The organism is Mycobacterium sp. 1274761.0, from assembly GCF_001668615.1.
GTDB lineage: Bacteria > Actinomycetota > Actinomycetes > Mycobacteriales > Mycobacteriaceae > Mycobacterium.
This window is the reverse complement of the sequence record NZ_LZMC01000102.1, coordinates 32183-56476: the sequence shown is the minus strand read 5'-3', so window position 1 is coordinate 56476 and position 24294 is coordinate 32183. Positions and strand designations below refer to the sequence as shown.

The 24294-nt window shown below is 64.7% G+C and carries 26 protein-coding genes; 15 read left to right on the top strand and 11 right to left on the bottom strand.

Translation table 11 applies throughout. From position 1 onward, the window contains the following. Position 1: 1 nt before the first annotated feature. A complete protein-coding gene (locus tag A5651_RS25545; RefSeq protein WP_156663092.1) occupies positions 2-160 on the bottom strand; it encodes a hypothetical protein in 159 nt (52 codons plus the stop codon). A gap of 96 nt (positions 161-256) precedes the next feature. Between A5651_RS25545 and A5651_RS20825 the strand changes: the two genes are divergently transcribed. Both A5651_RS20825 and A5651_RS20820 read left to right on the top strand, forming a co-directional pair. Next, positions 257-1138, top strand: a complete 882-nt coding sequence (locus tag A5651_RS20825) for a LysR family transcriptional regulator (RefSeq protein WP_066985359.1) — start codon at positions 257-259, stop codon at positions 1136-1138. A gap of 56 nt (positions 1139-1194) precedes the next feature. Beyond that, positions 1195-2415: an MFS transporter gene (locus A5651_RS20820; protein ID WP_066985356.1), complete on the top strand. Its 1221-nt coding sequence runs from the start codon at positions 1195-1197 to the stop codon at positions 2413-2415. On the opposite strand, the gene A5651_RS20815 is transcribed toward A5651_RS20820, so the two are convergent. Both A5651_RS20815 and A5651_RS20810 read right to left on the bottom strand, forming a co-directional pair. Continuing rightward, a complete protein-coding gene (locus tag A5651_RS20815) occupies positions 2372-3871 on the bottom strand; it encodes an FAD-dependent oxidoreductase (RefSeq protein ID WP_066985353.1) in 1500 nt (499 codons plus the stop codon). The two genes, A5651_RS20820 and A5651_RS20815, sit on opposite strands and share 44 nt — an antisense overlap. Continuing rightward, positions 3855-4286: a hypothetical protein gene (locus A5651_RS20810; protein WP_066985350.1), complete on the bottom strand. Its 432-nt coding sequence runs from the start codon at positions 4284-4286 to the stop codon at positions 3855-3857. The genes A5651_RS20815 and A5651_RS20810 overlap by 17 nt, the downstream gene beginning before the upstream one ends. A gap of 86 nt (positions 4287-4372) precedes the next feature. Between A5651_RS20810 and A5651_RS20805 the strand changes: the two genes are divergently transcribed. Next, a complete protein-coding gene (locus tag A5651_RS20805) occupies positions 4373-4930 on the top strand; it encodes a TetR family transcriptional regulator (RefSeq protein WP_066985348.1) in 558 nt (185 codons plus the stop codon). Positions 4931-5072: 142 nt separating this feature from the next. On the opposite strand, the gene A5651_RS20800 is transcribed toward A5651_RS20805, so the two are convergent. Beyond that, positions 5073-5579, bottom strand: a complete 507-nt coding sequence (locus A5651_RS20800; protein ID WP_066985538.1) for a nitroreductase/quinone reductase family protein — start codon at positions 5577-5579, stop codon at positions 5073-5075. A 39-nt stretch (positions 5580-5618) separates the two neighbouring features. Between A5651_RS20800 and A5651_RS20795 the strand changes: the two genes are divergently transcribed. Further along, positions 5619-6026 (top strand): VOC family protein, encoded by a 408-nt coding sequence (locus A5651_RS20795; protein WP_255361838.1) that lies wholly within the window; start codon positions 5619-5621, stop codon positions 6024-6026. Here the strand turns inward: A5651_RS20795 and A5651_RS20790 are convergent. Then, positions 6023-7558 (bottom strand): PTS transporter subunit EIIC, encoded by a 1536-nt coding sequence (locus A5651_RS20790; RefSeq protein ID WP_066985342.1) that lies wholly within the window; start codon positions 7556-7558, stop codon positions 6023-6025. The two genes, A5651_RS20795 and A5651_RS20790, sit on opposite strands and share 4 nt — an antisense overlap. 112 nt (positions 7559-7670) lie before the next feature. Between A5651_RS20790 and A5651_RS20785 the strand changes: the two genes are divergently transcribed. Genes A5651_RS20785 through nagA form a run of 3 tightly spaced genes read left to right on the top strand, consistent with a single transcriptional unit; the run spans position 7671 to position 10066 of the window. Further along, entirely contained in the window at positions 7671-8141 is a 471-nt protein-coding gene (locus tag A5651_RS20785; protein WP_066985339.1) for a PTS glucose transporter subunit IIA, read from the top strand. After that, entirely contained in the window at positions 8141-8926 is a 786-nt protein-coding gene (gene nagB, locus A5651_RS20780) for a glucosamine-6-phosphate deaminase (protein ID WP_066985337.1), read from the top strand. Before A5651_RS20785 ends, nagB begins: the two co-directional genes overlap by 1 nt. Before the next feature lie 9 nt (positions 8927-8935). Further along, complete coding sequence (nagA, locus tag A5651_RS20775; protein ID WP_066985334.1) at positions 8936-10066, top strand: N-acetylglucosamine-6-phosphate deacetylase; 1131 nt, start codon at positions 8936-8938, stop codon at positions 10064-10066. 3 nt (positions 10067-10069) lie between these two features. On the opposite strand, the gene A5651_RS20770 is transcribed toward nagA, so the two are convergent. After that, positions 10070-10987, bottom strand: coding sequence for a LysR family transcriptional regulator (locus A5651_RS20770; protein WP_066985331.1), 918 nt, complete (start codon positions 10985-10987; stop codon positions 10070-10072). A gap of 129 nt (positions 10988-11116) precedes the next feature. Between A5651_RS20770 and A5651_RS20765 the strand changes: the two genes are divergently transcribed. From A5651_RS20765 to A5651_RS20750, 4 genes are read left to right on the top strand one after another with little or no spacing between them, the layout of a single operon-like run. Beyond that, a complete protein-coding gene (locus A5651_RS20765; protein ID WP_066985328.1) occupies positions 11117-12388 on the top strand; it encodes an SRPBCC family protein in 1272 nt (423 codons plus the stop codon). After that, entirely contained in the window at positions 12385-12708 is a 324-nt protein-coding gene (locus tag A5651_RS20760; RefSeq protein WP_066985325.1) for a hypothetical protein, read from the top strand. Before A5651_RS20765 ends, A5651_RS20760 begins: the two co-directional genes overlap by 4 nt. Before the next feature lie 2 nt (positions 12709-12710). Continuing rightward, positions 12711-13541 (top strand): TauD/TfdA family dioxygenase, encoded by an 831-nt coding sequence (locus tag A5651_RS20755; RefSeq protein WP_066985323.1) that lies wholly within the window; start codon positions 12711-12713, stop codon positions 13539-13541. Continuing rightward, positions 13538-14392 carry a TIGR03619 family F420-dependent LLM class oxidoreductase gene (locus A5651_RS20750; RefSeq protein ID WP_066985320.1) on the top strand — a complete coding sequence of 285 codons (855 nt, stop codon included), beginning with the start codon at positions 13538-13540 and terminating at the stop codon, positions 14390-14392. Before A5651_RS20755 ends, A5651_RS20750 begins: the two co-directional genes overlap by 4 nt. 91 nt (positions 14393-14483) lie before the next feature. On the opposite strand, the gene A5651_RS20745 is transcribed toward A5651_RS20750, so the two are convergent. The 4 genes from A5651_RS20745 to A5651_RS20730 form a co-directional block, all read right to left on the bottom strand. Further along, positions 14484-15647 carry an NDMA-dependent alcohol dehydrogenase gene (locus A5651_RS20745; protein ID WP_066985317.1) on the bottom strand — a complete coding sequence of 388 codons (1164 nt, stop codon included), beginning with the start codon at positions 15645-15647 and terminating at the stop codon, positions 14484-14486. 19 nt (positions 15648-15666) lie between these two features. Then, the gene (locus A5651_RS20740; protein ID WP_066985314.1) at positions 15667-17139 is read right to left on the bottom strand and encodes an aldehyde dehydrogenase family protein; all 1473 of its coding nucleotides are present in this window, start codon (positions 17137-17139) and stop codon (positions 15667-15669) included. Further along, positions 17133-17903 carry an SDR family oxidoreductase gene (locus A5651_RS20735; protein WP_197496712.1) on the bottom strand — a complete coding sequence of 257 codons (771 nt, stop codon included), beginning with the start codon at positions 17901-17903 and terminating at the stop codon, positions 17133-17135. The genes A5651_RS20740 and A5651_RS20735 overlap by 7 nt, the downstream gene beginning before the upstream one ends. Before the next feature lie 103 nt (positions 17904-18006). Next, positions 18007-18639, bottom strand: a complete 633-nt coding sequence (locus tag A5651_RS20730) for a TetR/AcrR family transcriptional regulator (RefSeq protein ID WP_066985307.1) — start codon at positions 18637-18639, stop codon at positions 18007-18009. 40 nt (positions 18640-18679) lie between these two features. Here A5651_RS20730 and A5651_RS20725 point away from each other — a divergent pair, with 40 nt between their 5' ends. Beyond that, positions 18680-19834, top strand: a complete 1155-nt coding sequence (locus A5651_RS20725; RefSeq protein WP_066985535.1) for an ABC transporter substrate-binding protein — start codon at positions 18680-18682, stop codon at positions 19832-19834. On the opposite strand, the gene A5651_RS20720 is transcribed toward A5651_RS20725, so the two are convergent. Next, entirely contained in the window at positions 19811-20884 is a 1074-nt protein-coding gene (locus A5651_RS20720) for a dihydrodipicolinate synthase (protein ID WP_066985303.1), read from the bottom strand. The two genes, A5651_RS20725 and A5651_RS20720, sit on opposite strands and share 24 nt — an antisense overlap. 144 nt (positions 20885-21028) lie before the next feature. Between A5651_RS20720 and A5651_RS20715 the strand changes: the two genes are divergently transcribed. Genes A5651_RS20715 through A5651_RS20705 form a run of 3 tightly spaced genes read left to right on the top strand, consistent with a single transcriptional unit; the run spans position 21029 to position 24278 of the window. After that, complete coding sequence (locus A5651_RS20715; protein ID WP_066985300.1) at positions 21029-22267, top strand: cytochrome P450; 1239 nt, start codon at positions 21029-21031, stop codon at positions 22265-22267. Between the two features lie 10 nt (positions 22268-22277). Continuing rightward, the gene (locus tag A5651_RS20710; RefSeq protein WP_066985297.1) at positions 22278-23342 is read left to right on the top strand and encodes a dihydrodipicolinate reductase; all 1065 of its coding nucleotides are present in this window, start codon (positions 22278-22280) and stop codon (positions 23340-23342) included. Between the two features lie 9 nt (positions 23343-23351). Next, positions 23352-24278, top strand: coding sequence for an SDR family NAD(P)-dependent oxidoreductase (locus A5651_RS20705; protein ID WP_066985294.1), 927 nt, complete (start codon positions 23352-23354; stop codon positions 24276-24278). The last annotated feature ends 16 nt before the right edge of the window (positions 24279-24294 follow it).

Genomic DNA, 24294 nt, shown 5'->3' with positions numbered 1-24294 from the left:
CTCACCAGATGCGCCGAAGTCGGAAACTCTCGCTGCGCTGCTCGCTGGTAAGGGCCTGCCAGTAGCGGATCAGCGCCTCGGTGTCGTCGATCTGGTCGATCCCCTGGTAGTAGGCGCCCTCGATCCACATGGCCAGATCGGGGAACCGGCGCGCGAGCATGCAGTGAAGTGTAGCGACGCGATCACCGTCAGCAGCCGTCATGCTTGGATTGCAAGGACCGCTGGAGAGTTCATGCGGTTTGGTTATGGTCGAACCGTGAACCTCGAGGAACTGCGCTGGTTCGTCGTGCTCGCTGAGACCGAACACGTCACCGATGCCGCGACCGAGCTGGCGGTCAGCCAGCCGACGTTGTCTCGGGCGCTCGCCCGTTTCGAACGCGAAGCCGGTACGCCGCTGTTCGATCGAGTCCACCGCAGGCTCCGACTCAACGCCTACGGCCAGATCATGCTGGAGCACGCCAAGCGCAGTCTCGCGGAAATGCAAACCGCCACCGACCGCATCGCCGCTCTGCGTGACCCCGACAACGGGCAGGTGCGGTTCGCCTTTCTGCACTCGTTGGCGAATTGGTATGTGCCCGAATTGCTTCGACGTTTCCGTGAAACGGCACCCGCCATCGGGTTCTCCTTGTTTCAGGGTCCTGCTGGTGAGATCACACGTCGACTACTCGACGGACAGGCCGATGTCGCGATCACCGCGCCACGTCCCGCGATGGCGGGGATCGGCTGGCGCAGGCTCTATGTCGACCAATTGTGCTTAGCCGTACCGCGCGGTCACCGCCTCGCAGACCGGGCCAGGGTGCGTCTATCAGCGGCGGCGGGGGAGCCGTTCATCGCACTAGCCGAACAAGCCGGTCTGCGTCAGCTCACCGATCAACTGCTGGCCGACGACGGGGTCCGTCCGGACATCGTGTTCGAGGCCACCGAGATCCCTACCGTCGAAGGTCTGGTCGCGGCCGGCTTCGGGGTGGCCGTCATCCCCGTTCCGCGTGACGGCCGCCAAGCGAAGACCGTCCATGTCCCATTGTCTAACGCCGGTGCCAAGCGGGAAGTGGGATTGGTGTGGGACCGCAGCCGGACCCTGTCCCCGCCCGCCGATCGGTTCGCGGCCTTCCTGCTCAGCGATGCACGACACGCATAAAACACCCCAACATCATGCATTGGACACATTAGAAGAGCGGTCTTAGCGTCGTAGCGGTGACCATCGAGCAGTCTGCCCCGCCCGCGTGGGCCGGCCATACCCGCGGTTCGGCCGCATACGGCCGCCTGCTTGCCGCGCTCTTCTGCGCGGGGGTCGCGACGTTCGCGCAGCTCTATTCGCCACAGGCGGTGCTGCCGCTGATTGGTGCAGACCTTCACGTCGGTGCTGCGGCCGCGGCCCTGACGATCTCGGCGTCCACCGTGGGCTTGGCACTCGGGGTGATCCCATGGTCCACCCTCGCTGACCGCATTGGCCGTGTCAGGGCGATATCGCTTTCGGTCACGGTGGCGACGGCCATCGGGCTGCTCGTCCCGTTCGCGCCGTCGTTCGAGTTGCTGCTCGCCGGCCGCTTTCTGGAGGGTCTCGTGATCGGCGGCGTGCCGGCCATCGCGATCGCCTATCTCACCGAGGAGATCGACCCCGCGCACGCGGCACGGGCCGCGGGCACGTTCGTCGCCGGTACGACCATTGGAGGTCTCATTGGTCGCCTGGTGGCCAGCCCGGTGGCAGAGGTCGCCGGATGGCGAGCCGACATGTTCACCGTCGCGGCGCTGTGCGGGCTCGCCGCGCTGAGCTTCGTCAAGCTCGCGCCGCAACCCCACGGCTTCGTCCCGTCGAATCGCTCCGGCGCCAAACCTGAAGAGAGCCTGGCGATTCGGTTGCTCGTCAACCTGCGCTCACCGCGCCAGCTCGTGCTTTTTACGCAAGGCTTCTTGCTGATGGGTGGCTTCGTCGCGCTGTATAACTTCCTGGGCTTCCGGCTGACCGGCCCACCGTTCGGTCTGTCACCGTTCGTCGTGAGCCTCATGTTCGTGGCCTACCTAGCCGGGACGTGGGCGTCGTCGCGCGCCGGCGCGGAAGCCACGCGGTTCGGCCGCAAACCCGTGCTGCTGGCGTCGACAGCGATCATGGCCGCGGGCGTCGCGATCACGTTGATCACCAACGTATTCGTGGTACTCGGAGGACTGTTGATCGCCACCGCAGGCTTCTTCGGCGCCCATTCGGTAGCGTCCGGCTGGACGGCCCGGTCCGCGCCGGTGGGCAAGGCGCAGGCTTCCTCGCTGTACAACCTGTTTTACTACGGCGGCTCCAGCCTGTGCGGGTGGTTCGGCGGAGTGGCCTATGAAGGCTACGGCTGGCCCGCTGTGGCAGGCACCATCGTGGGTCTAGCCCTTATCGCAGCCGTCGTAGCGGTGATGTTTCTTCCCGCGAACTGACTCCAGTCCACCGACTGAGCGCCGACGCCACGGCTGTGCGGTGGCAGGAGTTGCCCGCCCACGCGACATAGCCGTCGGGTCGGACGAGGAGCGCGGGCCCGGCGTCGAGGCGTTCGGCTTCGACAAGACCGCAGAGTTCGACCGGTGTCTGTCCGCGTTCGCGAATGAGCACGAACCCAGCGGAGCGCTGTAGATGCGTTAACCGGCCCTGCACCAGCGGGATCTCCGTCGCCGCGGTGCCGACGAGCGGATGCTGCGAATGTCGACGTGCGTAGCGCAGTGTGGTGCCCGCAAAACTGCCGGCAACTATGTCGCGTACCGGCGGCGTGCGAAGTAGCCTCGGCGCCAGGAGGTTTCGTATGCCGCGGGCGAGCCGAGGATGTAATGTGACCCCACGTGCCATCAGCCCCGACTGCCGCAATACCCGTCTTCCGATCGGATGACGTTCGTCGTGATATGTGTCGAGGACGTCGTCGGGCGCGCCTGCGAGCACCACATCGAGCTTCCACGCGAGATTGACCGCGTCCTGTATCCCGGTGTTCATGCCCTGCCCGCCCATGGGCGAATGCACATGCGCGGCGTCGCCCGCGAGGAACACACGACCGTGCCGGTAAGAGCCGACTTGACGCTCGTCGCAGTGGAACCTGGACAGCCAGCCGACCTGACGGACCGCGAGGTCACGACTCACCGCACGGTGTAGCACGTCGATCACCTCGCCGGGAGAGGCAGGCTCGGAGTCCGGCACCTGATGCCGTCTGTCCCACACCATCGCTCGGTACCAGGCGCCGTTCTCGTCACCGCGGTCGTACGGTGCCAGAAAACCGAACGCGTCTCGTGTACTGCCCAGAGTCAATTCGCCGGTGGCGGGACCGTATGCGAGCTCAACGTCAGCCAGCACCACAGAGGACAGGATCGTCTTTCCGGGGAACTCCGCGCCGACGAGGTTCCGCACGGTGCTGTGTGCCCCGTCGGCCCCGATCACGTAGTGCGCCCGCCATATCTGCCGGTGCCGCGGATCGTCCTCGTCTTTCGGGCGTGCGGTGATCGTAACGCCGTCGGCATCCTGTTCGAGGGCAACTACTTCCATGCCACGATGAACCTGGGCACCCTGCATGGCGGCGTAGTGCGCCAGCGTGCGATCGACGACCGTCTGGGGGGCGATCGCGACGAATCGATATGCCGAACGCAGATGTGAGAGATCGATCCGCGCACCCGCGAAGATGGAGACACCGGCGGACGGATGAGCCTGGGCCAGGACATCATCGGCCAACCCGCGAGCGTCCAGCAGTTCCAGCGTCCTGGCCATCAGGGCGAACGCGCGGCTGGCGGGGTTGATTTCGGCCCGACGTTCGAGCACGACAACCGACCGGCCGGTCCGCGCCAAATCGCCTGCTGCGGCCAACCCGGCGGGACCGGCCCCGACGACCACGACGTCTGCGCTATATGAGGCGACCATGGCTATGCTCCGGCGTTACGTCGGTCGGGTCCGGAAACCACCGGCGTATGTCGCCGGGCGTCGAGGTGGCCGAGTAGTTGAAGACGAAGCGGCAGTCCGGATAGGCGGTGTGTGCGGCGTTCACGATCGCCTCGAACAGCAGCGTGTTGCTTGCGACCAGGCGGATTCCGGCGCCGATCAGCACTGCGTCGTAGCGCTTGGCCGACAGCCAGTCGCGCGCCTTCGTCGCACCCGCCTCGCCGGTGTCGATCAGGCAGTTGTCGACCTCGTAGCCGGCCGCCCGCAAGCCGGCGACGTTGGCGCTGTTCGCTTGGGTCAAGCCGGCTTTGGTCAAGCCGCTGAACTGCGAAAACTCGGCCGATTCGTAATCGACGGCGTCGGGGTGCAGCCCTATTTGGATAGCGGTTACGGCCATCGCGTCCTCCTTCAGTTCAACGCGTGTTGAACTGAAGGTAGGCCTCACCATCGAAGTTGTCAACAATTGTTGAATACACTGGCGCCATGGCTTCGAGAACCCGGGACGCTGCAGCGACAAGGGCCGCCATCTTGGCTGCGGCGCGTGTGCAGTTCGGCCAGAGCGGCTTCGAGAAAACGACGATAAGATCGGTCGCCTCGGCCGCCGGGGTCGATCCCGCGCTTGTCATGCACTACTTCGGGAACAAGGACGGACTCTTCGGCGCCGTGTCGCGTCTCGACATCTCACCGCCCGATCTGTCCGGGGTGGCGCCCAGCGATGTCGCGGATGTCTTGTTGCCCCTTTTCGTCGAGGTGTGGGGGCCCGAGGGGCCATTCCTCCCGTTGCTGCGCGCCGCGGCGTCGAGCCAGGCGGCCGCCGATGCGCTGCTCGACGTCTTCACCCGCCAGGTGGCGCCCGCCCTGGCCGAGGTCGCGGTCGACCGGCCGACTGAACGGGCCGCGCTCATCGGTGCCCAGTTGTTGGGAATAGCCGTGGCGCGCTACATCATCGGAATTCCGCCGCTTGTGGACATGGATGACAAGACGCTCGCTCGCTGGCTCAAACCGGTTCTCACGCACTATCTCACCGACCCGTCGCCGTGAATCATCGCCGACCCCAAGCGGCTGCCGTCCATCCTCGCCGACGAGACGCAGCTGTTCGAAACGCACAGCAACCCGACGTGCTTTGTGGTCGAATACGACTCCCCGATGGGCCCAACGGCGAAACCCCGCGCGTCGAGCTCTTCTACGAGGACTGAAGGTCGGCCTCAGAGAACACATCGATGGTTTCGGCGGGCTCGAGCATGACGACGGGGATGTGCCGGGACGTCGACCGCTGATATGAGAGATACGGGGGGTACACAGATACCATGAAGTCCCAGATACGGTGACGCTCTTCATCTTTGGGCTCACGCCAGGTCGCCCGAAACGCCTGGGTCGCGATCTGGACGTCGACGCGCTCGCTCTCGCGGAGGTTGAAATACCAGTCGGGGTGTTGGTCGGCGCCGCCTTTCGACGCAACGATCACGACCTCGCCACCGATGTCGCCGTAGATGAGCGGGACAATCCGCGTCTTGCCCGACTTACGGCCGCGCACCCGGATCAGGCAGTGCGTGGTGAACGGATGTCCGCCGATGTCGGAAATGTCCATGACATGGCCCTGGGTGCCACCGGACTGCAGGTACGCGTCACGGTGCCTAACCATCCAGTCGCGCCGCTCTTTTCTGATGGCTGCCGCCGAGTCGTTAGTCATGGCACCATCTTGCACGTGGCCGCGACAACCGCCCCAGCGATTACTGGGATCCATCATTTATCTGTGACCGTGTGCGACATCGAGGCCAGCGTGGCTTGGTATCAAAAGGTGTTCCGCGCCGAGCGGGTGCCGATGACGTTCCCGCATTACGAACGGGAGGACAGCGGCTACGGGGTATTGCTCCTCGAACCCCGTTCAGGGCTGGCCATCGGCCTGCACACCAACACCGGAAACCGGGGCGAACGTTTCGACGAGGCTCACACCGGCCTGGACCACGTGGGCTTCAACGTGGCGGGCGGCGACCAGCTCGAGGCGTGGACGGGGTGGCTCGACGAGCTCGGCATCGAGCACTCGGGCATCAGAACCGGAAATGAGCCGTTCCCTTATGCCACAGTGGTTTTCCGCGATCCGGACAACATCCAGCTGGAGCTGTTCGCGGTGCTCTAGAGCCTATCCACGATGTCGTTCTTGAGCGCCTCGGCGTCGGTGCCGAACACCGCCTGAACGCTGTTGCCGACGTCGACGACCCCGGCGGCGCCGAGGCTCTTCAGCTCGGCCGCGCTCACCTTGTCCTTGTCGTTGACCTCCACACGAAGCCTGGTGATGCACGCGTCCACCGTCACGAGGTTCTCGCGGCCGCCGAACGCTGCGATCACCTTCTCGGCCCTGCTCTCAGCCGTGGCCACCGCAGGCGACTCGACGCCATCGCCCAGATTGGCTTGCTCTTCGGCGGCGAATTCATCCTCGGGCTCGCGCCCCGGCGTCCTCAAATTCCACCGGGTGATCGCGAATCGGAACAGCAGGTAGTACACGACGAAGAACACCACGCCCATGACGATCAGCAGCGGGATGTTCTTGGCGGCCGGTGCGGTGCCGTAGAGGAGCAAATCGATCAAGCCCGCTGAGAACGAGAAGCCGAGGTGGATGTCCAACAGATACGCGATAGCCAAGGACAGTCCGGCGAACAGGGCGTGGATGACGTACAACGGGAACGCGACGAACATGAACGCGAATTCCAGCGGCTCGGTCACGCCGGTGAGGAACGCCGTCAACGCCGCCGCGGCCAGGATGCCTACCGCGATCTTCCTCTGCTTCTTGTCGGCCACATGGATCATGGCCAGCGCGGCCGCGGGCAGGCCGAACATCAGTATCGGGTAGAAGCCCGACGTGAAAATGCCTGCAGTGGGATCTCCCGCGGCGAACCGGGTCAGCTCACCGGTGACGGCCTGGCCGCCGGGGGGCTGGTAATCGCCGTACAGGAACCAGATGTAGGAATTGGGGATGTGATGCAGCCCGAACGGAATCAGCATGCGGTTGGCGAAGCCGTACACGAACGCCCCGAAGGCGCCGGCCCCGCCGATGAATTCGCCCAACGCTGTCAGCCCCGCGTCGAAAACCGGATAGAAGTAGCTCATCGCGAACGCCAGGAACAGACAGGCGACTGACACGATGATCGGGACGAACCGCCGACCACCGAAGAATCCGAGATAGGACGGCAGCTGGATGGTGTGGTATCGGTCGAAGAGCCATGCGGTCAACAGGCCCACCACGATGCCGGCGAAGACGCTGTAGTTGATCTGGGCCTGGTCGCCGGCCTTGTCGACCTGGCCCGCCAGGACGATCGGCGACATGGTCTTGAAGACGGCCTCCACCACCAGGTACCCGACGACGGCCGCGAGGGCGGTGGAGCCGTCGGCCTTTCTGGCGAAGCCGATCGCGACGCCGACGGCGAACAGCAGGGGCAGGTTGGAGAACAGCGCATCGCCTGCGGCGCTCATCGCCTTGAAGAACGGGCCGATGACCGGTGCCTCGATCCTGCCCAATAGATCGGGCTGGCCGAGCCGCAGCAGGATGCCAGCGGCGGGCAGCACGGCGATCGGCAGCATGAGGCTCTTACCGAGCCGCTGCAGTTGCGCGAAGCCCGGAATCCGGCGGCTCGACTTACGCTGGGCCGCTTGAGTTTCCGCCGTGTCACTCATGGTAAGTCCTTCTGTGCCGCCAACATCGCTGCCGCCGAAGCGTCAGCGGAAGCTTAGACGAGAACATGCGAAGCCGAGACCGTGTTGCAAGCACGCTCGTATTGTCTGGAGGGTGAACACGACGCTGGTCCATGCCCCGTTGGCCGGGCGCGCCGTCGCGCTCTCAGATGTTCCGGATCCGGTGTTTTCCGGCGGCATGGTCGGTTTGGGCGCGGCGGTGGACCCGATCCGCGGGGTCGTGGAAGCCGTCGCCCCGGTGAGCGGCAGGCTGCTGAAGCTCATGCCGCACGCCTACATCGTGATGACGCCCGGCAATGTCGGTGTCCTGGTCCACCTGGGCCTGGACACTGTGGCGCTGAAAGGCGACGGGTTCACCATCCACGCCAGCCAGGGCGACGACGTCGCCCTCGGGCAGCTCATCGTCACCTACGACGTGCCCGCCGTCGAAGCCAACGGGCTCAACCCAATCGTCGCCGTCGTGGTCATGGACGAACGGGAGCCCGAGCACGTCGTCCCGTCGGAGACTGTTGCTGCGGGTGCCGATATAGCTTCGGGCGCAGAGCTTTTCACGGTGAACAAGTAATGGAAGTCGTCATCCTGGGCGACGCATCCGAGATCGGTGTGCTCGGCGCCGTCGCGGTCTGCGCGCTGCTGGACCGCAAACCGACCGCGGTGCTGGGCTTGGCCACCGGGTCGTCGCCGATGGGGATCTATGACGAGCTGGCGGCGCGCTACGCCGCGGGCAAGGCCTCGTTCGCCGCCGCGCGCGGGTTCATCCTCGACGAGTATGTGGGCCTGCCGGCGGACCATCCGCAGCGGTACCGGACCGTCATCGAGGACGTGTTCGCGTCCCGGGTGGATTTCGCCCCCGGCGCCGTCGAGGGACCCGACGGTCTGGCCGCCGACATCCCCGCGGCCTGCGCGGCCTACGAGAACGCGATCCAGGCAGCGGGCGGTGTGGATATGCAGATCCTCGGCATCGGCACCGACGGGCACATCGCCTTCAACGAACCCGGCTCCTCGTTGGCGTCGCGAACCAGGATCAAGACGTTGACCAGGCAAACCCGGCTCGACAACGCCCGCTTCTTCGGCGGGGATCTGGAAGCCGTGCCGACGCACTGCCTGACCCAAGGGTTGGCGACCATCATGGAGGCGCGCCACGTGATCCTGGTCGCCGCCGGTCGCCACAAGGCCGAAGCCGTGCATCACCTGGTCGAGGGCGCGGTGAGCGCACTGTGGCCCGCGACGATCCTGCAACACCACCCGCATGTCGCGGTGCTGCTCGACGAAGCCGCCGCCAGTCGGCTGCAGCTCGTCGACTACTTCCGCGAGGCCTATCGCAGCAAACCGCCGTGGCAGGGTATCTGAGCCGCCGCAATGCTGATCACCGTCGAAACCCTATTGACCGGCCGAAGGTTGTTGCGGCCGGGCTGGATTGAGTTGTCAAGCGATTCCGTCGTCGCCGTCGGCGCCGGCGCTGCGCCACGCTGTATCGACCACGATCTGGGCGAGGTGACGGTGGTGCCGGGGTTCGTCGACACGCATGTACACGGTGGGGGTGGAGCGAACTTCTCCGCTGCCGATTCCGCCGAAACCGCTGTCGCGGCGGCGTTTCACCGTCGACACGGCACCACCACGCTGATCGCATCCCTGGTCACCGCGGGTCCGCAGGACCTGCTGCGTCAGGTCGCGGCGGTGGCCAAGGATGTGCGATCCGGGCTGCTGGACGGCATCCACCTGGAAGGCCCGTGGCTGTCTCCGTTGCGGTGCGGCGCGCACCAGCCCGCGCTCATGCGCGATCCCGAGCCCTCCGAGGTCGAGCGCCTGCTCGACGCGGGCGCCGGCGCGGTCCGCATGGTCACCATCGCGCCGGAACGCGACGGCGCTCTTGCTGCCATTCGGCAGATCGTCGATGCGGGCGTGGTGGCCGCCGTCGGTCACACCGAGGCGACCTATGACCAGACCAGGGCGGCGATCGACGCGGGTGCGACCGTCGGTACGCATCTGTTCAACGCGATGCGACCGATCCACACCCGCGAACCCGGCCCGGTCATCGCCCTGCTCGAAGACCCTAGGGTGACAGTCGAATTGATCACCGACGGGGTCCATGTCGATCCGGCGCTGTACCGGCACGTGTGCCGCAGCGCGGGCGACGATCGGGTGTCGTTGGTGACCGACGCGATGGCTGCCGCCGGCATGTCCGACGGCCGCTACCAGCTGGGGCCGATGGCCGTGGATGTGGCCGACGGCGTGTCACGCGTCGCGGGCACCGACGTGATCGCCGGGAGCACGGCGACGATGGACCGACAGATCCGGTTCGCGGTGGCGCACAGCGGATTACACCGCGATGACGCGCTGGCAGCCGCCGTGCGTCAGGCGTCGGTCAATCCTGGTCGGGCACTGGGGCTCCCGCCGGCCGTGCTTGAAGCGGGCGCCCACGCCGATCTGGTGGTGCTGGATGAGCGCCTCGCGGTATCGGCGGTCATGCGCCGGGGCAACTGGCTGTAACCGCTAACTGCGAGCGATGTTCTCGACGATGATCTCGCGCGCCGCCTCGTAGAAGGCACTGATCAGCGTCGAGAACGACAATTCGAACGGGTAGATCATGTGCACCTCGAGAGGCTCCAACCTCCACTCCGGCAGCACCGGCACCAGGCTGCCGTCGCGCAACTCGTTGGTGCAGATGATCTGTGTGGGCATCGCACCGATGCCCAACCCGTGCAGGATGTACTGCTTGCACACCTGAAAGTTGTTGGCGCGCGCCCTAACCGACGGAGAAAGTTCGTATCGCCGCTTGTGCTTGGCCACCGTGAGCCTGCGCGTTCCCGCGAAGCCGAAGTCGATGAAGGGTAGCTCGCCCAGCTGTGCCGGCGAAGCGATCGGCTCGGGAAGGCCGCCCAGAAACGACGGTGATGCGCACAGGAACAAGTCGAGATCGAAGACCTTGCGCGCAATGAGCGTCGAATCCTGCAACGGGCCAGTGCCGAAAACCACGTCGAACCCGTCCCTGATCGGGTCGACCATGTTGTCGACGAGCCGGATATCCAGTCGCGAGTGCGGATGGCGTTGCAGAAACGTGGCGCCGACCCTCGACGCGTAGTCGATGCCGACGAAGACGGGGATCGCGACCTTCAGCTCGCCCTGCGGTTCCTGCCTGCTGCCTTCGACCAGCGCCCGCACGCCGTTGGCCTCGGCCAGGATGTTCACCGCGTGGGCGTAGATCTTCTCGCCCAGGTCGGTGACCGTCAGCTGGTGGGTGTTCTTGCGCAGGAGCTTGATGCCCAAGTCCGATTCGAGCTTGGTGAGCTTGCGGCTGACCGTCGATTTGGGCATGCCGAGCAACGCCGCCGCCTTCGACAGGCTGCGGTTCTCCACCACCTTGCCGAAAACCAGCAGGGCGTCGAGGTCGAAGGGCAGATTCTGTTCCACCGTCTCTTCCTTCGAGTCTCAGCAGACTCGGCTCGGGGTTTGCGTTCCAAATATGCAACAGCATGTTGCGCTCTCGCATCTGTTTCGGCCATTTCCCCACCTGTTAGTTTCGGCCGGGAGGTAAGCCTCATGAGTCACAACAGCCTGGTGACCAAGCCCGCGAGCGGACACTGGACCGACGCCTATCCCGAGCTGGGCCGCGGCCCGGTATCGCTCGAAGACTGCGTTTCACCCGAGTTCTACGAGAAGGAACGCGACCATGTCTTCAAGAAGACGTGGCTGTACATGGGACGGGTGGAGCGCGTGCCGAAGTCGGGCAGCTACTTCACCCGCGAGCTGAGGTTCCTCAACACCTCGATCATCATCGTGCGAGGCAAGGACGACGTGATCCGCGCCTTTCACAACATCTGCCCGCACCGCGGCAACAAGATGCTGTGGGAGGACGACCCGTTCCAGGAGATCGAGGGCCGAGCGCCCCTGCTGTACTGCCGTTTTCACGGCTGGCGCTACAAGCTCGACGGCTCACTGCATGCGGCCACCCGCACGGATCTGCTGCTCGACTTCGATGCCGATAGCTGCCGGGTGCCTGCGATCCAGTGCGAGGTGTGGGAAGGCTTCATCTTCATCAACCTCAACCCCGACAACACCGAGCCGCTGCGGACGTACCTCGGCGAATTGGCGCACAGCCTCGAGGGATATCCCTTCGACGGGCCGCACCAGGTGTACAAGTTCAAAGCGGAGCTGCAGTGCAACTGGAAGATCTTCCTCGACGGATTCGCCGAGAGCTACCACGGGCCCTATCTGCATGCCTCGTCGTTCGGCGCCCTCACCGCAGAGGCCAGAGACGCCTTTGATCAGCCGAACCCGTTCACCGATGCGCTGGCCTATCAGCTCAAGGGCCCGCATCGGATGTTCTCGTTCTCCGGCGAGCCGTCCCAGAAGACGCCGTACTCCAAGCCGATCGAATGCGTCTTCGAGGCGAGTGCCGCGGGGCCGTGGAACAAGAAGGTCGACCGCGGACCGATGCCGCCGGGCATCAATCCCACCGGATCCGAGAAATACGGATTCGACTCGTATCAATTCTTTCCGAACTTCGTGCTGATCTTCGGTGCCTCCGGATTCACGGTGCACACGCATTGGCCGACGGGGCCGCATTCGCACATCTTCGAGACCGAGGCGTACTACCAACCGCCGACCACTCACAAGGAGAGGCTGGGCCAGGAGCTAACGATGACATTCCTCAACGACATCATCCTGGAGGACGCCAGTCCGTCAGAGGGCTTGCAGGCCATGCTGAACAGCGGCGTCCTCACGCATTTTCCGATGAACGACGAGGAGATCCTGTTGCGCCATCTGCACAAGACAGTGACCGACTACGTCGACGCAGGGGCGAAGCGATGAGCGCCCTTCTGCCGTCAGAGTTTTCGCACCTCGAGCATCTGGTCGGCGAGTGGGCGATCGAGGATGGCCACGAGCGCTACGTCAAGCGAGTCAACAGCTCGATGGACGAGATCAAGGCGTTCTACGACGAAGTCTTCCCCGTCGCCGAGGAAGCCGTCGCCTATATCGACAAGTTCGACTACTCCGAACCGCTGCCCGACGACGTCGCGAACCTGCGCAACCTGCTGTACTCGCTGATCACCGTTTCGTTGGCGGTGGAGCTGTGGAAACAGCCGCGGGTGAAGCATTCGGCGAACACCATTCTCACGAGGGTGAGTTGATCATGGGTCTCAGGTCCGCGCAGCTTGAGGTCACCGATGTCACGCCCCGGATCGGGAGCGAGATCAGGACCGACGTCGACACGCTGCTGAGCGGGCGGGAAGCCGAAAACATCCGCTCGATCCTCGAGCAGCGCGGCGTCGTCTTCTTCCGCGGACTCGACATCACCGACTCTCAACAGGTCGCGATCGCAAGGACACTGGGTGCGATCCCTGAAAACGAAGGCCAGGAAGGCATTTACAAGATTTCGCTCGACAAGAACGTCAATCAGAAGGCGGAGTATCTGAAGGGCTCGATGTTCTGGCATTTCGACGGGTCGCTGCAGCCGTATCCGAACCTGGCGACGCTGCTGCGCGCGATCACGCTGTCAGACACCGGTGGTGAGACCGAATTCTGCAATACCTATGCGGCATACGACGATCTGCCCGACAGCGACAAGCAGCTCATCGCGGACCTGCGGGTGGTGCACAGCGCGGAGCGGTCGCAGTATTACGTCCGTCCGGAGATGAGCTACGAGGAGATCGCGTTCTGGCAGAAGTCGCCGACGAAGTCGTGCCCGATGGTCTGGACTCACCGGTCAGGCCGCAAGTCGCTGCTTCTCGGCGCGACGGCGGATTACGTCGAGGGACTACCGGTGGAGGAGAGCCGTGCGCTGCTCGCCCGGCTGCGTGACTGGGCGACGCAGCCGCAATACGTCTACCGACACGAGTGGCAACCCGGTGACTTACTGATCTGGGACAACACCGGCACGATGCACCGAGTGCTCGAATATCCCGTCGACAGCGGGCGTCTCATGCATCGCACGATCCTCGCGGGCGAAGAGCCGCTGCAGTGAAACTCGCCATCGCCACACCGGTTGTCACCAACGTCGCCGGTGCCCCCCTGACGTGGGAGAAGGACGCGGGCATCGAGGAGATCGGCCGCGTGGCCGAGGTGGCCGACCGTCTCGGCTACCACCACCTGACGTGCAGCGAGCACATCGGCGTCCCGTCCAACGAAGCAGGACGGCGCGGCTCACGCTACTGGGACCCGCTGGCCACGCTAGGATACGTGTCGGCGCGCACCACGCAGATCCGGCTCGCGACCATGACGCTGGTGCTCGGCTACCACCATCCGCTGGAGATCGTCAAGCGTTACGGCACACTGGATCACGTCAGCGGCGGACGGGTGATTCTCGGCGTCGGGGTGGGCACGCTCAAGGAGGAGTTCGACCTGCTCGGTGAGCCGTTCGACGACCGCGGCGAACGCGCCGACGACGCGTTGCGTGCGTTGCGTACCGCCCTGCCGAGCAATGAACCGGTATACGCCGGAAAGTATTACGAGTTCGGCGGCCTCACCGTCGACCCGTGCGCCCTGCAGCAGCAGATGCCGATCTGGATCGGCGGCCGCACCAAGCGCTCGTTGCGGCGCGCGGTCACCCTCGCCGACGGCTGGTGTCCCTTCGGCATCTCTCTCGAAACTGCAGCAGAGTGGTTGCGCGCCAGGGAGCTTCCGCCGGGTTTCGAGGTGGTGCTGCCCGCCGATCAGCCGCTCGACGCTGTCAATCAACCCGACGCGACGCGCGAGACGCTGGCCGCGATGGAGGCGGCGGGCACGACGACCGTCTCCGCGAGGTTCATCCACCACTCGCTCGAGCACTACCTCGAGCAGATCCACGCGCTCGCGGAGCTGCACAGCGCCGGCTGACTCTCACTCGCGAGCAGACACAAACGCATCAATATCAACGGCGTGTCGCGTGCATTTGCGTCTGCTCGCGAGGAAAATTGGAGGCCAAACCTCACTCGAATGCAATGACGCCGCGGATGTTCTTTCCTGCCCGCAGATCCTTCATCGCTTCATTGATGTCGTCGAGCTTGTACCTCTGGGTGATGAGTTCGTCGAGCTTGATGGTGCCCGCTTCGTACATCGATAACAACTTGGGCATCGCATCTCGCGGGTTCATTCCTCCGTAGAGCACGCCCTTGAGTGTCTTACATGAGCTGACCATGTCGGGAAGGCTCATCGGCACCATTAAATCGGCTACCTTCGCCATGCCGGTCAGCACGCAGGTGCCGCCCTTGCGCAGCAGCATCATTGCAATCAGGACGAGGTCAGGCGGCACAACTCCGGGGGTGAGCACCACCCGGTCGGCCATCACGCCCCAGGTGATTTCCTTCACGAGCTCAATCGCGGCGGCCGCCTCCGCCGCCGTATGCGTGGCCCCGAAGGTCGGTGCGATCTGCCGTTTGAACTCATTCGGATCGACCGCGACGATGTGCTTGGCTCCGGCGATCTTCGCACCCTGCACGGCGTTCATCCCGATGCCGCCCACCCCGACGACGACGACGGTGTCACCCGGTTCAGTTCCGGCGGCAACTGATCCTGATCCGAAACCCGTTGTCACCCCGCAGGATACGAGCGAAGCAACTTCGAGCGGGATCCATTCATTGACCTTGACGAGTGACCGTTCGGAGGCGACGACGAACTCGGAGAAAGTGCCGACTTGCATCATCGCCATCAAGTCCTGGTCACCGAGGTGCCGACGCCTCGTGCCGTCTGTTGTCATGGCCTTGTCGTAGATGTTCGCGCCCACATCGCATAGGTAGGTGTGCCCGGTAGCGCAGAACCGGCAGTTACCGCATGCGGGGAAGAACGAGATGGCGACGTGGTCGCCGGGCTTGAGGGTGTGCACTTCCGGGCCGACCTCTTCGACGACGCCGGAGCCCTCATGCCCGCCGAGCATGGGGAACCATTCGGGTACCGGCACGCCGGAGGCCCGCATCAACTCCTCCATGTCCTTGCTCGGAACGCTGTCGCCGGTGTAGAAGTGTTCGTCGGAATGGCAGACGCCCGCGAAAGACATCTTGACCAATACCTCGCCCGCCCGCGGTGGGTCGAGATCGACCTCGGTGACTTCCCAATCCACGCCGACGCCCCGCAGGACTGCTGCCTTGGACTTCATCACATACTCCTTGCTGGGCTTAGGACGCCGGCCAGCCGACCGTTTTTGTCTCGGTGAAGATCTCGAGCCCTTCGATGCCGCACTGCCTGCCGACGCCGGACTGCTTGTAACCACCGAAGGGGGCGTCAGCGCCGTACCACAGGCCGCCGTTGATGCCGAGCGTCCCGGTCCGGATGCGACTCGCTACGGATTTGGCGCGCTCGAGGTCGTTGGCGAACACGACGCCCGACAGCCCGTAGATGGAGTCGTTGGCGATGCGCACCGCATCGTCGTCGTCGTCGAATCCGATGACCGACAACACCGGTCCGAAAATCTCCTCCTGAGCAATCGTCATACGGTTGTCCACGTCGGCGAAGACGGTCGGCTCGACGAAGAAGCCCTTCGGAAGATGCTTGGGGATGCCGCCACCGGTCACCAAGCGTGCACCTTCGGCCTTACCCTTCTCGATATAACCCATGACGCGGTCCTGCTGCCGCTTCGACACCTGCGGTCCCTGCAGTACCGAGGGGTCGGTCGGGTCGCCGTAGGAGTTCTTTTCCATTGCAGTCGTGACGATCTCGACTGCCTCGGCATAGCGGGAGTTCGGCACCAGCAGCCGGGTCGGCATCGCGCAGCCTTGCCCCGCGTGCATTGAGATGAACGCGCTGCCACCGATCGGTGCGCTGATGTCGCCGTCGTCGTCGAGCACTAGGTAGACCGACTTGCCGCCGAGTTCGAGGAAGGTTTGTTTGACGGTGTCGGCGGCGGCTTTCATGATGCGCCGTCCGGTTGCCGTCGAGCCGGTGAACGCCACCATGTCGACGAGTGGCGAGGTCGACAGTACCTCTCCAACAAGATGATCCGACGATGTGACGATGTTGATCACGCCCGGCGGGATATCAGTCTGCTCAGCGATGATGCGGCCAATGCGGGTCGCATTCCACGGCGTGTCGGGGGCGGGCTTCAGCACCATCGTGTTGCCCATCGCGAGGATGGGCCCGATCTTGTTGAGGATGATCTCGAGAGGGAAGTTCCATGGCGTCACCACCCCAACGACGCCGACCGGCTCTTTCCAGACTTCCCGCGTTGCGGGGGTTCCCATGCCGAACGCATCCTTGTCGGGAAGTGTTCGCTTCCAGGGGAACTGGCTGACCATATCGGCTGGCCAGCTCAGTGCCTCTTTCAACGGCACGTCGAGCTGTGGTCCGAAGGTGCTCAGCAGCGGGCAGCCGACCTCTGCGATCAACTCCGCGCGAATGGCTTCCTTTTCCGCTTCCAGGGCTGTTTGAAGCTGTCGCAGACCCGACGCTCTCGCCTCGCCGTCGCGCGACCAGTCGGTGGTATCGAAGGCGTGCCGCGCAGCCGCCACCGCACGCTCCATATCGGCGCGCGTCCCGTCAGCAGTACCGCCGAGCACCTCCTCGGTCGCCGGATTGATGTTGTCGAACTGTCGACCGGTTTCGGATTCGACGAGCTTGCCGTCGATGAACATGCGGGATTCGTGTTTCACCATTGACGAAGTTCCTTAACCGCGTCGGAGGCGCGTGGCGCCAGGGTTATCTGGGGAATGAAACTGCTACTGCCACAACGGAGGACGTTGTCGACGGCATCGACGAGGTTGTCGACGTCGATGAGGCCGCCCTGCATGTATTTGTTCTCCATCCAGAATCTGATGGCCTTTTCCAGAGCGTCGGGGTCCCAGCCCTTGTTGAACTCGGTCTGCGAGTCGCCGGTGCCGCCGAGGCTGTCGCCGACCGCAAGGCGGGTGAACCCGATGTTCGGGTGCTCGACGCGCCACGCCTCGACCAGCTTGTCCAGCGCGGCTTTGGTGACCGCATAGGACCCGAGGAACGGCCACGGTGTGCTGTAGGAAGCGCTGAGCGACGACAGGTAGACCGCAGACCCGGCCGATTCGGCAAGATGCGGTGCTGCGGCAGCGGTGACGAGCGATGCACCGGTGACGTTGGTGGCGAACAACTGCGCCCATTGTTCGGGTGTCACGTCGCTCAGGGGAGCCAGCACGCCCATACCGGTCGTGTAGACGAGCGCGTCGAGACCGCCGAGTGCGCCGACGACTTCCGCCATCGCCTTCTGACACGTCTCGACCGCCGTGACATCGCACGCGACGGCCACCGCGCCGTTGCCCGCCTCCTTCGCGGCGTCCACAAGGCGGTCGTAACGCCTCGCTAGCAGCGCGACCTGGGCGCCCCGTTGTGCCAGGCCAATGCCGATACATCGGCCCAGTCCTGCTGAAGCTCCGACGATGGCGACTCGCATGGCGGGCCTGTCAGACATGGGTCTCCCTACAAACGTGGATCGAGAGGAACATTATCAGCCCACGAGAGTGACTATATGCGATAGGCGATAACGAGCATTTCCGTCAACGCCGCAATACCTTCCGCGGCTCGACCGCAAAGCTCAACAGGAGGCGGTCGAGGACCGTTGCGGCCCGCTTGCGTGCTCGAGCGGGCTGTGCCGCGTGTGCTACCAGCAGTGCGCCTTCCTCGAGCGCAGCGACGACCATGTGGGTCAACTCTCCGACGGGTTGGTCCTCGATGGCGCCTTCGGCGATGGCTTCGCGAACCATCTCGTTGATCAGGGCGATGCTGTTGTCCTCTTGGATCGCGCGCAGCGTCTGCCAGCCGAGGACCACCGGGCCGTCGAGCAGCATCACCCGTTGGACCTCCGGTTCCAGTGCGGACTCGAGGAAACCGTGCAGGCCCGCCGACAGCCGTTCCCATGAGTCGGCGCCGCGCGGGGGCGAAGCCAGTGAGCGCAATGTCAGGTCCCGCTCGACCTCCTCGAACACCGCACGAAAGAGTTCCGATTTGTCCTTGAAGTGGTGGTAGAACGCCCCTCGGGTGCCTACGCCCGAGGTGCTCACGAGTTCGCCGATGCTCGTGTTGTAGTAGCCCTTCTCGACGAACAGGGCGCGGCCGGCGTCGATGAGGTTGCGTCGCGTCCGGTCGCCACGGGCCCGTCGTTCCACATCCGTGCCGCCGCGCTTCGCCATGGCGGTCATCCTAGCAACCTGCATGTTGTATGTTGCGGGTATGGCAGACGATGAGGCCCGCGCATACGGGTCGGTGGCGCCGCTGAAAGTCGGCCTGCTCAACGACTATCCGACGCAGCAGGGCACCGACAACGACACGCTGGATACCCTGCGGCTGGTGTTTGACGAGGCGGTCGGCTCCGGCCTTGTCGATCGGCCGATCGAGCTGATCGAACGCCACGTGATCGGGTTGCCCAATGGCACTTACCAAGCCGTCGAGCGCGGCTACGACGAGCTAGTCGCCGAAGGCTGTCTGGCCATCTTCGGGCCGTACGTCTCGGACAACGCGGTCCCTCTGACATCGCACGCCGAACGGGTGGCCAAGGTTCCCAATATCATTCTTTCCGGCTCCGAGGGCGCGCTGGGCGAGTGGACGTTCGCACTGAACAACGGCTCTATGCCCGAGGAGCCGGTAATGCTTGCGGCGGTGATGCTCGGGGACGGCCACTCACGGATCGCCATCGCTTACGAGGCGTCGTTGATCGGCAAGGAGTATCTGTCGTTCGCCGAAAAGGCCTATTCCGCCGCTGGTTTGACCATCGTTGCCACAGTTGCAATTCCCCAGGTGGAAGCCGACAAGGCCGAGGCAGTCAAGGCGCTCCGCGCCGCCGAGCCCGATGCATTGGTCCACGTCGGTTTCGGGCATGGTCTATGGGGATTCTCGGATGCTCTGCAGGCTGCCGACTGGGATCCGCCCCGCTACACCACCACCGCGTTCGAGATGGCGCACATCAGCGCCGAGTGGATGCGCCATCTGCGCGGATGGATCGGGCTGGACAGCTACGACGAACGCAACGAGGTTGGGCAAGCGTTCCTCGACAGGTTCGAGGCTCGCTACGGCCGCCGGCCGGGACACTCGATGCCGGGGCTGGCCCATGACGTCGCAACGGTCATCGTCCGCGGCCTCGCGGCGGCTCGGCCATTGACCGGCGAAGGGGTGAGGTCCGGCATCGAGCAGGTGAAGCTGGTCCCGTCCGCCAGCGGCGCTCCAGGAACATTCCTGCGGTTCGGCCGCTTCATCCGGCAGGGCTGGCTCGGGTCGGACTATTTGATTGCCCGTCGAGTCCTTCCCGACGGCTCGGCCCACGTTTTCCACGCCGCACCGAGCGAGAACCTGTCGCGCGCGGTGGGCTCACCCCCTGCCGGTCCCGGCTAGCTGGATCGCACCGAACACAGGAGCCGACACGATGCCCGGCGGGGCGGCCAGCACGTCCGGGATGGCCCGCACGGCGCTCATCGCGATCATCAGATGTCCCGGCTCGGCATGCGTGCCGTCGGCCGGCTTTTCGTCCCATCCGACGTCGAGCTGCAACTCGAAACTCGGCTTGCCTTTGATGACCGCACGGATTAACGGGGCCTTCTCGCCCGGTGCCAGCGGTGTCAGTCCCCATTGGGGGAGATCGCGGGTGAGCACCCACTCTTCGTGTATCGCCAGGAGAGGCCGGCCGGCCCAATGACCTACCCACGAGAACCGCTGTCCCACCACAGTTCCCGCTTCGATGGTGCCTGCACGCACCTTGATGTCGTGAGGCAGCGTGGTGGCGTCGACGGTCACGTCGACATGCGAGAGCGTGATGCCGAGAACGTCGGCAGTTGCGTTGAGCGCCTGCCGGTAGGCCAGGTCGAGTTTCTTGATGATGGGGGAGTTGGCGCTGACGTCTTCGGGTGGACGGCCCATGCCCATGAGATCGACGAGCATCGGCCGACTGTCGACGGCGGACACGTCGGTGGCCTCGTAGAGGTCGATGCGGTCGATCGTCTTGGACAGTGCCGTCACGGTCGCGACGAGACGCTCGAACATGAAGCCTGGATTCTCGCCCGCGGCATGAAACCGCGACCCGCCGACCCTGCAGGCCTCGGCGAAGGCGGCTTCGGTCTCGGCGCCATAGGTGGGCAGGTGGTTATAGGAGGTGGTGGTGATGACACTGGTGCCGGACGCGAGCAGACGGCAGATGTCCTCGGCGTTGGTGTCCACGGCGTGGGCCTTGCTAGCGGCGTGAATGACGACGTCGGCACCGAGCGCGAAAATCTCGTCTTTGTCCGTCGTGGCCTGCACGCCCGTGGTCGGTGCGAGCCCGCACAGCGCTCCTGCGTCCTGTCCAGCCTTGGCCGGGTCGTACACCAGGACGCCCCCCAGCTGATAATCGGTGTTCTCAATCAGTTCGGCCAACGCAGCCATGCCCACCGCACCCGTTGCCCACTGCACAACACGAATGACCAATCGAACGCTCCCGGTTCAAATTTCGCGGAACCCGCCGTCCGCGGATTTGTTCAACCTACATCATGTAGGTGTTTCAACCGACAGGATGTATGTTGTGTGGGTCGACACCGCAGTGGAGGGAGCCGTCCCATGGCAGAGCCGGCGACCGTGGAAGAACTCGAACAGAGCATTCGGGACGCCCAGGACCGTTTCAACGCTGGGATGGGCGCCGACGGCGACGCGTCACCGTACCCTTTGCTGAAGAAGTTGCGCGCTCAGGCGGCGGTACATGCGGGCTGGCCAGAGATGGGCATGATCGGCAACTACGGTGACGGGCCACCGACGTTCACTGCGTACTCATTCGACGCGGTGAAGGCGATCTTCACCGACAACGTCACGTTCAGCACTCGGTGTTACGAGGACGTGGTTCGGCCGCTGCAGGGTCCCACGATTCTGGAGATGCAGGAACCCGAGCATGCCGTCTACCGCAAGCTGCACGAGTTCGCCTTCGCCCGCTCGTCGATGAAGCGGTGGGACAGCGAACTCGTCGGTCCACTGGTGGACGCGACCATCGCGAAGTTCCGGGGTGCCGGGCGTGCCAACCTCGTCGACGCGGTCTTCATGCCGATCCCTGTGCGGGTCATCGCTGCGTTGTTGGGCCTTCCCGACAGCGACATCCTGCAGTTTCACCGGCTCGCCATCGACCTGCTCGGCTTCCGCGCAGACATGGAACGCGCGCTGCGTGCGTCGGCGGAGATGAAGGAGTACTTCGTCGGAATCCTCGCCGACCGGCGCAGGGAACCCAAGGACGACATGGTGTCGATTCTTGCTGGGGCAGAGGTGAACGGCGTCAAGATGTCCGACGAGCAGATCTACGGGTTCATGCGGAATCTCCTGCCCGCAGGTGCCGAGACGACGTCTCGCTCGACCGCCAGCCTGGCGATGGCGCTGTTGACCCATCCGGAGCAACTCGATGCGGTGCGTGCCGACCGCAGCCTGCTTCCGCAGGCCATCGAAGAGGGCATCCGTTGGGAGACTCCACTGCTCAATTTCATGCGGGAGGTCACCCGCGACACGGAGATCGGTGGGGTGAACGTTCCGAAGGGTGCCACGATGATGTTGAGCTTGGGAAGCGCGAACCATGATGAGACGCGGTGGAACGAACCCGAGACCTTCGATATCTTCCGGGAACGCAAGCCGCACATCGGGTTTGCGCACGGCGCGCATGTGTGCCTGGGCATGCACCTCGCACGGCTCGAGAGCACGAAGATCTTCAACGCGCTCTTCGACCAGCTGCCAAATTTGCGGCTGGACCCCGATGCAGCGCCGCCCTACATCACCGGCACGATGTTCCGCTCGCCACCGCGCCTCGACGTGGTCTGGGACTGAGGGGACGACGATGACACGCGTAATTCAATGGGCCACCGGCGTCACCGGCATGATGTCGTTGCGTCACGTGCTGGGCAGGGCGGATCTCGAGCTCGTCGGAGTGCGGGTGTACGACCCGGCAAAGGCCGGTGTCGACGCCGGAGTCTTGTCCGGTCTGCCCGCGGTCGGGGTGCGAACTACCGACGACCGCGACGAGGTGATCGACACCGATGCCGACGTCGTGCTTTACATGGGCAAGGTCGAGACCGACACGCCGGGGTGTTTCGCCGATGTCCGTGACCTGCTTGCGTCGGGCAAGAACGTCGTCACCACCGGCAGTCGCTTCATCCATCCCCGTTCGTTGCACGCTTCGCTCGCCGAGGATCTCGAAAGTGCCTGTCGCGCGGGCGGTTCATCTTTCCTGGGTTTAGGCCTGTACCCCGGCTTCGTGGGGGAGTCGCTCGGTCCAGTTCTGGCCCGGCTCACCGAGCGCACCACTCGCATAAGTGTCCGCGAGGTGCTGAACTACTCCACCTATGCCAGCCACGACTTGATCTTCAACGCGATGGGCTTCGGCCACGCACCGGAGGACACCAGCCCACTTCTCACGAATCCGGACTATGCCGCGAGCGCGTGGATCGGCAGCGCGACGGTGCTCGCCAACGCGTTAGGGTTGAAGATCTGCGGATTCGACGGTTTCCGGGAGGTGGCGACGACACCGCGACCACTGACTGTCGCGGCGGGCGAGATCGCCGCGGGCACCGTGGGCGCTATGCGGTTCGGCGTCGAAGTCGACTGCGGGGAAACCGTCTTGGCCGTCGAGCATCTCACCCGAATGGCCGACGACCTCGCTCCTGATTGGCCAACGGAGATCGGTTACGAGGTGACGTTCGAAGGCAGCCCCACCATGCGACTGCACCTGGTGATCGGCTCGGACGGCGAAGACCACGCCGAACAGGGTTGTCTGGCCACCGCCATGCACGCAATCAACGCCGTCCCCGCGGTGATTGCGGCCGTCCCCGGCCTCTACGATCTGTCGACGATCGCGGGGTTCACCCCGCACTGGAATAACCTCGCCACCGCCCCGACCCGTTAGGGAGCTCGAATGAGTACAGTGTCCTTCACGGATCGAGTCGTTCTCGTCACTGGTGGGGGTCGCGGGCTGGGCGCGGCGTACGCCCGCGAAGTCGCACGCCGTGGCGCCGCAGTGATGGTGGCCGACAACGGTGCCGATCTCGACGGCAATGGCCACGACCCGGCGCCGGCACGAAATGTCGCAGCGGCCATCGTCGCAGAGGGAGGCCGGGCCGTCGCGTGCACAGAGGACCTCAGCACCGAGAAGGGCGGTCAGACAGCCGTCGAGGGTGCCATGGGTGAGTACGGCAGACTCGACGCCATCATCGCCAATGCGGGCAACGTCTTCAACGCCCCCGTCGGGGAGTGGCCGACAGATCGCTTCCAATCGCTGCTTCGGCACCACCTCTTGTCGGCCTTCCACGTGGTCCGGCCTGGATTCGCCGTGATGAAGCGGGCCGGCTACGGCCGCGTGGTGTTGGTGTCTTCCTCGGCAGGAGTTTTCGGTCAGCACGGCATGCTCGGCTACGCGACGGCGAAGACCGGCATGCTCGGTCTGATGAACATCGTTTCGCTCGAGGGCGCCGACTGCGGCATCGCCGCCAACGCAATCATGCCGATGGCTCGCACACGCATGGCCGACGGCGTGACGGGTGCGGGAGCCGGAGATCCGGACGGCAGCGCATTCTTGGACACCTTGCGACAGGATCAAGTTGCGCCGGTGGTCGCTTACCTCGCCAGCGAGGCGTGCACGACAACGCGCACCGTCCTCAGCGCTTTTCTCGGCCACGTGGCAGCACTGCAGATCGGCGTCACTCGCGGCTGGACCGCTCCAGAAGGCCGTCTGACCGCAGAGGATATTGACGAGCACCTGTCCGAGATCGTCGACACCACAGATGTTCTCGTACCGCGCACGCTCTACGACGAGATGGCCTACGTCATGGCGCCGGATCGGTGACGTTGTCCCGCTCGTG